A 12,604-nucleotide genomic window follows, 5' to 3' on the forward strand; every position below is an offset into this window, starting at 1 on the left:
GACCGGATAGTTACAGATAGTCTGCTCCGCTGATGAGCTAGATGCAAATACATCCAAATGAGTTTTATTTCCCTTTTTTGATGGTGACAAACCATATACATCAACGGTTACAAAACTTCACAATTAGTAGTGGAACCGGCGGCCATCGCGCGACGTAATTCTGACAGGTTGAAATGCATAGGACCCGAGCTGAAGTTAGTACTGCGTGGTTGCGCATCGATGCTTTCCCACTGTTGTTTCGAGCAGGTTTCTGGATCTGCATTGTGATTGCGCTGGCCGTGGCAGTGAGACGGATGGTAGCGCTGGTCCATCCATCGCAGGGTGGTCCTCCGCAAATGGCAGGCCTCGATGCGGCATTTGCATCACATACTGCTCTGACGCTGGCGCATATTCTTCCTGCAGGATTGTTTGTACTGATGCTTCCTTTTGCTTACAGCCGCAGGCTCAGCGCGTCAGAGCGCGTGGAACGCATGCTGTTTCCGCTCGGAGTTATCGTAGGCGTGACCGCTTACCTGATGAGCAGCTATGCAGTCGGTGGATGGATCGAGCGCTCGGCAGTTCTCTTCTTCAACAGCCTCTTTCTTTTCTCGCTGTTGCGCGCGTGGTGGTCTATGCGGCACGGTGAGATTCAACTGAAGCAGCAGTGGATGGCCCGCGCTGTTGCCATCCTTCTGGGCATTGCCACGACCCGTCCGGTGATGGGAGTGTTCTTCGCTACCAGCATGCTGACGCATCTTAAACCACAGCAGTTCTTCGGCATGGCCTTCTGGATCGGCTTTTCCATCAATGCAATTGCAATTGAGTTGTGGCTTCGCTTGAGAAAAACTCCTCAGGTCTTATATGCATAAGACCCAAAGGATGCAGGATGTATCTCTGCTCTGCTAGTCTGATTAGTTTCACATCAGAACGGAGCAAGCATACACAATGGCCTTTAAATTCAAGGGTGTCGACTTCATCGGTTTCGACGCGCTCCTCAGTGAAGACGAACGCCTTACGCGCGACACTGCCCGCCAGTTTATTGAAGATAACCTCATCCCCATCATCGAAGAGTGCAACCGCGAAGGCCGCTTTCCGCGCGAGCTCGTGCCGCAGATGGGTGAGCTTGGTTTCTTCGGCGCGAATCTTCATGGATACGGCTGCGCTGGCATGTCGAATGTGGAGTATGGCCTGGTAATGCAGGAATTTGAACGCGGCGATTCCGGAGTGCGCAGCTTTGTGAGCGTGCAATCAGCGCTGGTGATGTATCCCATCTATACGTTTGGATCGGATGAACAGAAAGACTTCTGGCTGCCAAAGCTTGCGAAAGGCGAAAAGCTCGGTTGTTTCGGCCTGACCGAACCTGACTTCGGCTCGAATCCCAGCGGTATGCGTACCCGAGCCCGCAAAGTTGGCGATGAGTATGTCCTGAACGGTGAAAAGATGTGGATCACTTCGGGCACTATCGCCGATGTCGCCGTCATCTGGGCGAAGGTGGATGATGAAGGCGATCGCGTACGCGGCTTCCTGGTGGAGACAGACCGTCCCGGCTTCTCGGCTTACGATGTTCACGGCAAGTGGTCGCTGCGCGCATCGGTTACGTCGGGCCTTTCGCTGCAGGACGTCCATGTTCCGGCAAAGAACCTGCTGCCCGGCAGTGATGGACTGAAGTCCGCGCTGATGTGCCTGAACCAGGCGCGTTACGGCATCAGCTGGGGAGCGACCGGAGCAGCCATGTCCTGCTACGACACTGCCCTGCAGTATTCATTGCTGCGCAAGCAGTTCCGCGATGAGCCGATTGCGAGCCACCAGCTTATACAGGAAAAACTGACGTGGATGATCACGGAAATCACCAAGGCACAGCTGCTGTCACTGCAGGTAGGCCGCCTGAAAGATGCAGGCAAGGTGGGCCACGAGCATATCTCGATGGCAAAGCGCAACAATGTGTGGATGGCCCTTGAATGCGCGAGGATGGCGCGGGACATTCTGGGCGGTAACGGCATTACCGATGACTACCCGATCATGCGCCACATGATGAACCTCGAATCCGTGAAGACCTATGAAGGCACGCACGACATTCACACGCTCATCATCGGCCAAAGCATCACCGGGGTTCCGGCCTATTAAAAACAATTTTGATAAACCTGCTCTGAATGTCCGAAAGATAGGGGGTAAAGACGTAAACACTTGGCAGTATTGGATCATCCAATATGCAAGGTTTGGATGGCTTTTCCTGCCATTCGCCGGAATAGAACAGAAATTATTGAAAGCGGATAATTTCTGAATAAAGACAGGCTTCGATCAAAAACGGATTGCCGTCGACTCTACAGGATTTTTTATGCAGTTCCCCAAGCCCCAGAGACGGCCCGAACTCGATGCCTTGCGCGGCCTCTTCCTCGTCTGGATGACGCTGACCCACTTGCCTACGCGCTTCAGCGACTTTGTCAATCAGCCTATAGGCTTTGTCTCTTCCGCAGAAGGATTCGTCTTTCTTTCTGCTCTGCTGGTGGGCAGGGTCTACATGCGCGTCGCGCTCGAGAGCGGCTCTGCACTTCGAGCTACTCTATGGCGGAGATCATTGCGCATCTACGCCTATCACCTCCTGATGCTTGCGCTCGCCTTCACGGTTGCAGCCGCGTATGCGGTCAGGACGCATCATGCAGCGATCTATAATCTGCTGAATTTCTACATCGACCATCCCTTTGTCGCCATCATCGGCTCAATATTGTTGCTCTATTGCCCGCCTCTGCTCGACATTCTGCCGATGTACGTCATCTTTCTCTTCTTTACGCCGCTGGTGCTCACCTCTGCCGTGAAACGCGGATGGGGCAGGATTCTTGCCGCCAGCGCGGCATTCTGGCTCTTCGCTCAGTTTGGATTACGGGATGTAGTCCACAGCATCATCGTGCGCATTACAGACTTGCCTATTCCCCTGCAGGAAACCGGAGCGTTTAACCTCTTTGCCTGGCAGGCTGTATGGATTGCGGGCCTGTGGCTTGGCGCAAAATCCGCCACGGGCGATGTGCCGCTCAAGCGCATTCCCGGTTATGCAGTCGCGATCTGCGCAGCAGTGTGCCTCTTTTTTATCGGAATCCGCCACGAACTGCTTGGTCCACACCTGACACAGCAGGCGTTAGGAATGAAGCTGGATAAGTGGCAGATCGGCCCGCTGCGCGTCGTCAACCTGGTCACGTTTACCATTGTCTTTTACTGGCTGCGAAAATATGTGCTGCGCATCGTAGCAATCGAGCCATTTCTCACATTGGGAAAAGCATCGCTGCACGTCTTCTGCGCGCACGTGTTCTTTGTTTTTGTCGGGCTGGCGCTTCTCTACAACGATGTTCCGCAACTGCACGGCGGAGTTGCGATTGCGCTCCTGGCTATTACATTTGCAGGATTGATCTTTATCGCTGTACGAGAAGTAAGAAAGCAGCGCGCCGAACGTCTCCGGCAAGAGGCCCGGAAAACAAAACCTCGCATTCCTGAGCCTTCACTGGAACGGCCACACGAAGTGTTTCATTAAGAATTTAGACAGCGATGGTGAATGCGTCCTCTGTGCGCGTCACTTCGCGGTACATCGTGTCGCGTTCAAAGGGCTGGCAGCCTGCCTCGCGAATCAGACGAACCAGATCCTGGCGGCGCATGCCTTGCGGCGTAGTAGCGCCTGCATCGTGGTAAATTTTCTCTTCGACCACCGTCCCATCGACATCATCCGCGCCAAAACGCAAAGCAATTTGGGCAATCTGCGGAGTCATCATCTGCCAGTAGGCCTTGATGTGCGGAAAGTTGTCGAGCAGCAGGCGGCTCACGGCAATCTGGCGAAGGTCGAGCATGCCTGTCGTGCGCGGAAGGTGCTCGAGCGGCGTGTGGTCCGGGTGAAACGCCAGCGGGATAAACGTCTGGAAGCCTTGCGTGTCATCCTGCACGGCGCGCAGCCGCAGCAGATGATCGACGCGATCCTCATTATTTTCGACATGGCCGTAAAGCATGGTTGCATTCGACTTCAGGCCAAGCTGATGCGCAGTACGCGCTGTCTCCAGCCACTCGTCACCGTCAATTTTGTGGTCGCAGATGATGTGGCGCACGCGGTCTGCAAATATCTCGGCGCCGCCGCCCGGCAATGAATCCACGCCGGCATCCCGCAGTTTTTCGAGTGTCTCGCGAATTGAAAGTTTGCCACGGCGCGCCAGGAATGCAACTTCGACCATGGTGAAGGCTTTGATGTGCACCTGCGGGAAACGCTCTTTGAGTCCGCTGACCAGATCGAGAAAATATTGCAGCGGCAGATCAGGATGCAGCCCGCCTACGATGTGAAATTCCGTGACGGCTTCAGTGTATCCGGAGGCAGCTGCCTCCCAAGCCTGGTCGAGCGCCATGGTGTAAGCGCCTGGTGAATCTTTCTTGCGGCCAAAGGCGCACAAACGGCATGCCGCGACACAGACATTTGTCGGATTAATGTGACGGTTAACGTTGAAATAAGCGATGTCTCCATGCAGCTTTTCGCGAACATAGTTGGCGAGCCAGCCGACAGCGAAGATGTCATGCGAGCGGTATAGAGCGAGACCATCATCAAAATTCAACCGCTGACCGGAAAGAACTTTTTCTCGAACAGGCTCAAGCTGCGCATCGCTGGTTTGAAACGGATGCCGGGCTACAGGAAGTGTCATCGCTGATCCTCATTTACATGATAATGGAAGGATTCCCGCCGCATCTATTTCAGATATCCTCTAATTCATGTGCGTTTGAAGCTGTCTCACTGATAACATGCGTCAAGAAGCAACCACACAAACTTCAAAAGCCAAGGTTCTACGATTGCCCCATCGCTTGCGCTTGCTCCTTTTTCTCGTTTTTTCCTTCGTTCTACTGCCTGGCGCCAGGGCCAATCAGCCGAACGATACGCCCAAGGCTGCAGTTTTTCCTGCCCTGAGCGCATATAGCCTGGATAAAGCAAAAGTGAACCTTCCTGCCGATTTCGTCGGCAAGGCGAACCTGCTTTTGATTTCCTTCCAGCCTGAACAGGCGAAGGAGATCGAGACCTGGATGCCATACGCCCAGGCACTCCAGCACATGAATTTTGAATTCCGGTATTACAAAATTCCGGTGTCCAATTCAGAAAACATGCTCTACCGCTGGTGGGACACGTCTTCGCTGCGCAGCGTCGAAACCGATCCGGAATCGTGGCACTGGATCATTCCGCTCTATCTCAACAAGCAGGATTTTCGCCGTTCTTTGAATATTCCTGATGAGAGGTCAGTTGTCGCGCTCCTCACGGACAAGAATGGCCAGGTTCTCTGGAGAGCGTCGGGGCGATTTAACGATGACAAAAAAGCATCCTTGACTACAGCTGTTGCCTCTGCGACTCGCTGATCTGCTTTGTCATTACAAAAGCATCCAGAGAGCCCATGTAATAGCCCGGAATTCTTCCCGTCACTTCATATCCCATGCGCGTATAGAAATTCTGCGCGTTCAGATTATCGACAGCGACTTCCAGTTTGATGGAGCCAACAGCCTGGGAGCGAAAGTGTTCCTCTACTGCTTCCAGCAGCATGCGTCCCACGCCGTGACGGCGAGCTTCCTGAACCACATCAATCGTGATGATGTGTCCACGCGGCATATCTTCATGCAGGTAAGTATGGCCGATACAAAATCCCAGGATGGCGCTGTCATCGTTTACGGCAACTGATGTGCAGGCCTTGGGATGTTGAAGGTAATAGCGAAGCTCAGCCTTGGAATAGGCGATGCCAAGCGGGAAGCAGGCCTGGTCGATTTCATACAACCGCTCCAGGTCTGCCCGTTGAAAACGTCGAAGCTGAATCACGCAGAAGAAAGTTTATGGCTGCGAGCCCGCGCCTGTCTTGATGCTTGCAGATGTCTGTTCCCCGCCAGGCTGGATAACAACTCCATCAAAAAGAGAAGCCGCCACCAGACGCTCACCCAGCGATCGCACAGACCGGACAGTCCAGCCCGTGTCCCACCACTTCCAGGTCTTGTTATCCACATCAAGCGCGAGAACAAGAGTCGACCGCCACGATGTGACGACAAGACGACCGAGCTGTTTGTTGAAACTGAGGCCGTTGATATCGGCTACGGGCAGGGTCACCATCTGCTGCCAGCTTTTGCCGTGGTCCTCACTGAAGAAGAGCCCTTCCCGTCCACCGACCCAGAGGCTTTCATTCGGCGCAGTGGATACAGCCTGAACCGAGCTGAGCTTTGTCGGCAGGCTGATGGGATTCCATGTCGCTCCACTGTCGGTAGAGATCATCAACTCGCGCCGGTTTGCGGCCAGCACTTCACTTCCCTTCGCGCTGACGAACAGAAAATCTTCGCCCTTCAATATTGGCGGGGTCCAGGCCGATCCCTGGTTTTCACTGCGATAGACACCGTCTGATGTTGCTGCGTACCAGACCGGGCCGCTGGTGCTGATGTCGTTCACGCGGGAACTGATCGGTGTAACCTGGGGAACCTGTGTCGTTTTCTTGATTCTTTTCTTATTTCGAATGACGTAGGTCGTCTTCTCTGTGTAAGTGACTGTATTTCCGTCCTGCTCCCATGCAGACCCGTTCCAGCGGAAGATACCGCGTCCAGTTCCTGCAAGCAGCATGCCGTCGTCTGTCTGGACCAGCGAGAAGATATCCTTGCCATTCAACCCGTCACTGCGCTGCTTCCACGTCGCTCCGCCATCTTCCGTCACAAAGACGCCGCCGTAGCCTTTATCATTGAGCACTCCGGCATAGATGGTTTCGGGATGCTTGGCGTCGGCAAGGATAGTTGCCACCTGCCGCTGTGAAAATCCACTGTTTGCGGAAGCAAACGTCGTTCCCCCGTCCTGGCTCGCAAGAACACCACTGCGGTCGGTCGCCAGCAGCACATGCTTCGAATCCTTGGGGTCGACAAAAATATCGTTGATGATGACATCCGGCCCGGTCAAGCGCGACCAGTTCACGCCATCGTCGGTCGTTTTGTAGAGGCCCTCAGTAGTTCCGGCGTAAACTGTCTTCCTGTTTGATGGGTCCTGCATCAGAACGCGTGTGCGGCGCGCTGTAGAAGGAATGCCCTGTACTTTGCGATAGAGTTCGCCGGCGTTGTCACTGCGATAAATCCCCGAGCAGGCGCTGGTGTAGATCACCGTCGGGCGCGCTGGGTCAATGATGATCGAGAAGACGTCGGAATCGTCGATCAGGCCCTGCTTGATGTTATGCCAGTTGGCGCCGCCATCGGCTGTCTTCCAGGGCAGGTGCCAGGTTCCGGCATAAATGACATGCGGATCATAGGGATCGATGGCGATGGATTCCACTTCGTGTATCTCTGTGCTGTCCGGAGGACTGATCAGTTTCCAGTGATCGCCTCGGTCTTCACTGCGATACACGCCGGCAAGAGATCCAGCCACTAATACCTTGGGATCTGATTTAGACTGCGCAAACGCGCGCACCGACTGGCCTTCCATATCGTGGCTGGCCGTCCAGGTCTTGCCGCCGTCATGGCTGATGTAAATGCCTCCCGACGGATGATCCACCTGCCATACGCCGGCATACAGCGTCTTCGAATCGGAATTGTCAATGGCCAGGCTGTCTACTACGAGATTGTCGGCCTTGCCCAGGCGCGCGAGTCGCTTCCAGGTATTTCCCCCGTCTCCCGACTCATAAATCCAACTGGTTAAAGTACCGAGATAAATATGCTGCGGATTGGCCGGATCAAAGGCCAGACTGCGGGCGTCGCCGCCATTCGGGCCCACGGGCAGCCACTTCTCAGACTGAGCATGCGCCAGATTCGGACCAAATAGAAGATATACGGCTAAACCAAGGAGAAAAAACTGCAAAGGCTTTCGTTTCATCATGTCCAACTATTACTTTACTCCCGTTTTTTGCACTTGCCAGTGCTTCATTGGATGCAGGCACAAAGAGAAAGGCCAGCCGAATTTCTTCGGCTGGCCTAAGTGGTTGATATACCGCGTTACTCGCCGGCGTGATGGCGACGGCGGCCGTGGTGTCTTTCCCCAAGCGGCTTGCGCGGCTGTGCGGTGACGCTGGACTCATCGACTGCGGTTGTGCCCGGCACATCCGTGTCGAAGCTGGCACCTGCCGGCACGAGGTAGTCTTCCACCTCAGGCGAGCTGGCACTGCCAGTGCGTACCTGGATGCGGCTGGCGTCAATGCCCTTCTCCTTCACCAGGTAGTCCTTCGTGTTCACTGCACGCTGTGCTGCCAGGTTGGCCGGCGGAGGAGCATGTCTCCTTCTGCCTCTCGGCGCAGCCTGCTCATCCGGGCTGGCGTTGCCGACGACAACCACGGTTGCATCAGATGTACGCTGCGCGTTGAGCGCCACGTCATCGAGGCAAGCCTTGGCTTCGTTGTCGACGCGTGCCGGACGGCGCTTGTCGCGGTTAAAGGTGATCGAGCAGAGTGTCTGCGTCTTCGGAGCAGGAGCCGCAGGAGCATTGATCGACACCGAGCAGGTACCCGAAGCCGTCTGTCCCTTGTCATCTGCAACGTTGGCAGTCACTGTGATCGTGCCAGCCGGAGCGCCTGCTGTGGACAGCGTCGCCGTGTTGCCGGTGCCGCTGATCGAGCCAGAAGAAGCGCTATAGCTGTAGGTCAGAGGACGGTTCTGCGGGCTAACGCCGCTGGCCGTCACGGTAACCGTGTCGCCCGGGTTCACGCTGGAAGGATTGGCCGAGCAGCTTACTGTCGGCGGCTCATACTGCTTCACCGTGAAGTTCGCGGTGCAATCTGCGAACTGTCCAGGCTTCTGGCCTTCGCTCACGTGGCCGGTAACGGTGTAGCTGCCGGGCTGCAGACCCGTGGTGTCCACATTCGCCGTAGCCGTATCACCCTTCACCGTCACGCCCTGACCGGACCAGCTGTAGGTCGCAGTCTTCTTGGGGTTCAGGTTGGTAGGAGTGCCGGTAACGGTGACCGGATCGCCGGGATATACAGATGACGGGTTCGCCGAGCAGCTGTATTCCACCGGAGGCGGCGGAACGATGTTGCCGAACTTCCAGACAAGGCCGGTGCTCAGGCGCGCCGCATTCACATTGGCGCGGCCGCCGAAAGCGACCTCCGGACCGTAGTTGGCATGGAAGTACTCATAATCCGCCTGGAAGAGACGGAGAGCGAGATGGTGGCCCCAGAAAGGCAGATCGTAATCGAGTCCGCCACCAGCGGTAAGCGCCGGGCCCCAGGTCGCTTCATGTGCTGCGAAGGGCTCAGCATTCGGACCGCCAAGCTTTACCGCGCCAGCCAGAGCGTGAACGAACGGGGTAATGCCTTCTGAAGTTGGATAACGGAAAATCGGACCACCCTGAATGGTGTAGGCCGAGTCATTCCGGCCATCAGGATGAGCACCGAACTCAACCTGGCCGCCGAAATAACGGTTGAAGTAATAAGCGACACTGCCAATAGCGCCGAGATCGACCGATGAATAGGTATCACTGAATACCGATCCATCTACCTGAGGTGTCCGCACCGTGCCATGAGGCGCCAGGTAGGAATAACCAGTAAAAACATCGATTCGGGAAACGGGCCGCTCTAACGGAGCAGCCGGCTGTGGGTTCGAACTCTGCCCGAAAAGACTCGTTGCTCCGAGTCCTACGGCGCAACCAAATAGCAGAATTCGGCTCACGGAACTTAACGGACGAGTTTGCATGCGTCTATCCTCCGCAACCATAGCTTTGAGAAATTACAACTACTGAAGAGATCTGGCTTAAGACATCAAGCCTGCAGAACTGCCAAAAACTACATTTGAAAACTACAACGGTATAAAAACTACCACAGCTAATTAGCTTAGAGCATAAATTCTTCAATGAGTTGCCTAGAATCTTGCCCTTGCAGCAAAAAGCATCCTCACAGTAAATACCAGAAAAACGAGCCAAAACACCGAAACAGTGTCGGAGGCCCCTTCCTGGTTAAAAATCAAAACCCCGTAACGGGTAGCGTTTTCTAAGTTATTGAATTTTATGCTTTATTGCAAGTTCAGGACTCGCTTAAAGCTGCCGCGCTCGCGCTGAATCTTTTCCTGAAGCAGCGTAATGGCATATAGAAGCTGCTCCGGACGCGGTGGGCATCCGGGAACATATACATCCACAGGAATCACCTGGTTCACTCCCTGGAGAAGGGCGTAGTTATTGAAAACGCCCCCAGAAGTGGCACATGCCCCCATGGAAATAACCCACTTGGGCTCGGGCATCTGCTCATAGAGACGGCGAATGACAGGCGCCATCTTCTGCGAGACGCGCCCTGCAATCACCATCAAATCCGACTGGCGCGGCGAAGGGCGAAACACTTCCGCGCCGAAACGCGCAACATCGAAGCGCGACGCGCCCATCGACATCATCTCGATCGCACAGCAGGCAAGGCCGAAGGTCATCGGCCAGACAGAATTCTTGCGAATCCAGTTGATCGCCGCATCAAGAGATGTGAGAAACACACCGTCCGGCTGGTCATAACCATAGCTGACTTCCCGCAGCTTCTCGCGGTTTTTCCCACTGCTCTCAAGGTTGCCAAACAGATACCGGTCATGCGCTAATTCGCTCATATCTCTACTATAACGCCGCTTTCTTCCTGGAAAAAACCAGGCATAGAGTTTTCCCCGCACGTCAGCGCAAGAATTTGCGCTATCCATCGCTACAAAATCGCGGACCCGCACGATTTTCTTATATCTGCGATAAAAAATTGCTGTTTGCGATTTTTAAGAAATATGTAAAAGTAACTGCAACACATTCAGGAAATCCCCAGGGCATCAGGCTGTAACCACGCATGCCCGGCTGTGAATCAAGTTCGCACTCGTTTTATTTCGCCGGCATTTCGACAGGCTGGCAATGGTCTATCTCAAATCACTTTCAACGGGGTGTTATGCATCGTTGTCGCAGCATAAAAGTTTTTTTTGCATTGGCTCTCTCGAGCGGCAGCCTCTTTTCCGCACTTGCGCAGTCACCCACCAGCGACCAGATCAGCAAACTCCAGGCACAGATCGCCAATGCTCAGACCTCAGCCGACAATGGCTGGATGCTGGTCTGCGCTGCTCTCGTGCTGATGATGACGGGCCCCGGCCTCGCGCTTTTTTACGGCGGACTCGTTCGCAAGAAGAATGTGCTCGGCACCATGATGCAGAGCTTTGCCATGATGGCCATCATTACTGTGCTCTGGGCGCTCGTAAGCTACAGCCTTGCCTTTGATTCAGGCACCAGCTTTATCGGCGGACTGCACCACGTCTTTCTTCGCGGTGTCGGCCTCACGCCTGATCCTGATTACTCAACAACGCTGCCGCTGCAGACCTACATGGTCTACCAGCTGATGTTCGCGATCATCACGCCGGCGCTCATCACCGGAGCTTTCGCCGAGCGCATGAAATTCAGCGCCATGGCGGTCTTCCTCATCCTGTGGTCGATCATCGTCTACTCCCCCATGGCCCACATGGTCTGGGGCAAAGGCGGATTGCTCAATGCAGCACTCGGCGGGCGCTTTCCTACGCTTGATTTCGCCGGCGGCACTGTCGTTCACATCACATCAGGCGTATCTGCACTGGTATGCGCCCTCTATCTCGGCAAGCGCGTTGGATACCCGAAAGACGCGATGCCGCCGCACTCGGTCGTTCTCAGCTTTATTGGAGCATGCCTGTTGTGGGTAGGCTGGTTCGGATTCAACGCTGGCAGCGCTCTCGCAGCAGGAACCCTGGCCACCAGCGCTTTTGTGAATACGCACTTCGGCGCTGCCGGAGCAGCATTGAGCTGGCTCTTCGCTGAATGGATTCGCAATGGCAAGCCCAGCGCACTCGGCGGCATCTCGGGTGCGGTAGCAGGACTCGTCGCCATCACCCCGGCAGCCGGCTTTGTGCAGCCGATGTCAGCCATTGTGATCGGCCTTATCGCCGGCGTCGTCTGCTACTTCATGGTTTTCAAAGTCAAGAACATCTTCGGTTACGACGATTCGCTCGATGCCTTCGGCGTGCACGGAGCGGGCGGAACACTGGGCGCAATCCTCACCGGCTTCTTCGCATCGAGCACCATCAATCCGATCTTCAAAGATGCGAGCGGTAATCCTCTTCCTTCTGGAGCGGTCGATGGCAACTGGCATCAGGTTCTCAATCAGCTCGTCGGCATTGCCCTAGCCTGGGTGATCTCCATCGTGGGAACGCTGGTCCTGCTCAAGCTGGTCGATCTCACCATCGGACTGCGCGTGCCGCAGGAACACGAAGTCGAAGGACTCGACCTCTCGCAGCACGGCGAGGAAGGCTACGATTTCGCCTCGTAGGATTTATGAACCTGTTACCCTGTAACATCTGAGACCAGAGACTATGCAGAAGATTGAAGCGGTCATTCAACCATCGAAACTGGATGCAGTTAAAGACGCCCTGCTCGAAGTGGGCATCGAGGGCATGACCATTCTTGAAGCCCGCGGCCACGGCCGCCAGAAGGGCCATACAGAGTTCTATCGCGGCCGCGAATATACGGTCGATTTATTGCCGAAGGTCAAGCTTGAAACCGTCGTCCCCGACGAACTCGTCGAAAAGGCGGTACAGGCCATCCTCTCCGCAGCGCGCAGTGGAAAGATCGGCGACGGCAAAATTTTTATCTCGAAGATTGATGAAGCCATCCGCATTCGCAATGACGAGCGCGGACCTTCAGCACTCTAGC

General features: G+C 55.1%; 11 protein-coding genes. 6 read left to right on the forward strand and 5 right to left on the reverse strand.

From position 1 onward, the window contains the following. Positions 1-173: 173 nt before the first annotated feature. From AC5S16_RS05310 to opgC, 3 genes are all read left to right on the forward strand, one after another. On the forward strand, positions 174-848 hold the full coding sequence (locus AC5S16_RS05310; protein ID WP_493928992.1) for a DUF2306 domain-containing protein: 675 nt from the start codon (positions 174-176) through the stop codon (positions 846-848). 76 nt (positions 849-924) lie between these two features. After that, the gene (locus AC5S16_RS05315; RefSeq protein WP_493928993.1) at positions 925-2,103 is read left to right on the forward strand and encodes an acyl-CoA dehydrogenase family protein; all 1,179 of its coding nucleotides are present in this window, start codon (positions 925-927) and stop codon (positions 2,101-2,103) included. A gap of 211 nt (positions 2,104-2,314) precedes the next feature. Beyond that, positions 2,315-3,499, forward strand: a complete 1,185-nt coding sequence (gene opgC, locus AC5S16_RS05320; protein WP_493928994.1) for an OpgC domain-containing protein — start codon at positions 2,315-2,317, stop codon at positions 3,497-3,499. A gap of 4 nt (positions 3,500-3,503) precedes the next feature. On the opposite strand, the gene mqnE is transcribed toward opgC, so the two are convergent. Beyond that, positions 3,504-4,643, reverse strand: coding sequence for an aminofutalosine synthase MqnE (gene mqnE / locus AC5S16_RS05325; RefSeq protein ID WP_493928995.1), 1,140 nt, complete (start codon positions 4,641-4,643; stop codon positions 3,504-3,506). Positions 4,644-4,929: 286 nt separating this feature from the next. Between mqnE and AC5S16_RS05330 the strand changes: the two genes are divergently transcribed. Then, positions 4,930-5,343: a hypothetical protein gene (locus AC5S16_RS05330; RefSeq protein WP_493928996.1), complete on the forward strand. Its 414-nt coding sequence runs from the start codon at positions 4,930-4,932 to the stop codon at positions 5,341-5,343. Here AC5S16_RS05330 and AC5S16_RS05335 read toward each other — a convergent pair. The 4 genes from AC5S16_RS05335 to AC5S16_RS05350 all read right to left on the reverse strand — a co-directional run bounded on the left by AC5S16_RS05335 (position 5,315) and on the right by AC5S16_RS05350 (position 10,506). Further along, positions 5,315-5,794: a GNAT family N-acetyltransferase gene (locus AC5S16_RS05335; RefSeq protein ID WP_493928997.1), complete on the reverse strand. Its 480-nt coding sequence runs from the start codon at positions 5,792-5,794 to the stop codon at positions 5,315-5,317. The genes AC5S16_RS05330 and AC5S16_RS05335 overlap by 29 nt on opposite strands. A 12-nt stretch (positions 5,795-5,806) precedes the next feature. Continuing rightward, the gene (locus AC5S16_RS05340) at positions 5,807-7,792 is read right to left on the reverse strand and encodes a WD40/YVTN/BNR-like repeat-containing protein (RefSeq protein WP_493928998.1); all 1,986 of its coding nucleotides are present in this window, start codon (positions 7,790-7,792) and stop codon (positions 5,807-5,809) included. A gap of 134 nt (positions 7,793-7,926) precedes the next feature. Beyond that, positions 7,927-9,618, reverse strand: a complete 1,692-nt coding sequence (locus AC5S16_RS05345) for a hypothetical protein (RefSeq protein WP_493928999.1) — start codon at positions 9,616-9,618, stop codon at positions 7,927-7,929. A gap of 315 nt (positions 9,619-9,933) precedes the next feature. Next, the gene (locus AC5S16_RS05350) at positions 9,934-10,506 is read right to left on the reverse strand and encodes an NADH-quinone oxidoreductase subunit B (protein ID WP_493929000.1); all 573 of its coding nucleotides are present in this window, start codon (positions 10,504-10,506) and stop codon (positions 9,934-9,936) included. A 317-nt stretch (positions 10,507-10,823) separates the two neighbouring features. Between AC5S16_RS05350 and AC5S16_RS05355 the strand changes: the two genes are divergently transcribed. Continuing rightward, positions 10,824-12,221: an ammonium transporter gene (locus tag AC5S16_RS05355; RefSeq protein ID WP_493929001.1), complete on the forward strand. Its 1,398-nt coding sequence runs from the start codon at positions 10,824-10,826 to the stop codon at positions 12,219-12,221. Between the two features lie 43 nt (positions 12,222-12,264). Then, the gene (locus AC5S16_RS05360) at positions 12,265-12,603 is read left to right on the forward strand and encodes a P-II family nitrogen regulator (RefSeq protein WP_493929002.1); all 339 of its coding nucleotides are present in this window, start codon (positions 12,265-12,267) and stop codon (positions 12,601-12,603) included. Position 12,604 lies beyond the last annotated feature (1 nt).

Source organism: Acidobacterium sp. FHG110202_01 (genome assembly GCF_059115305.1).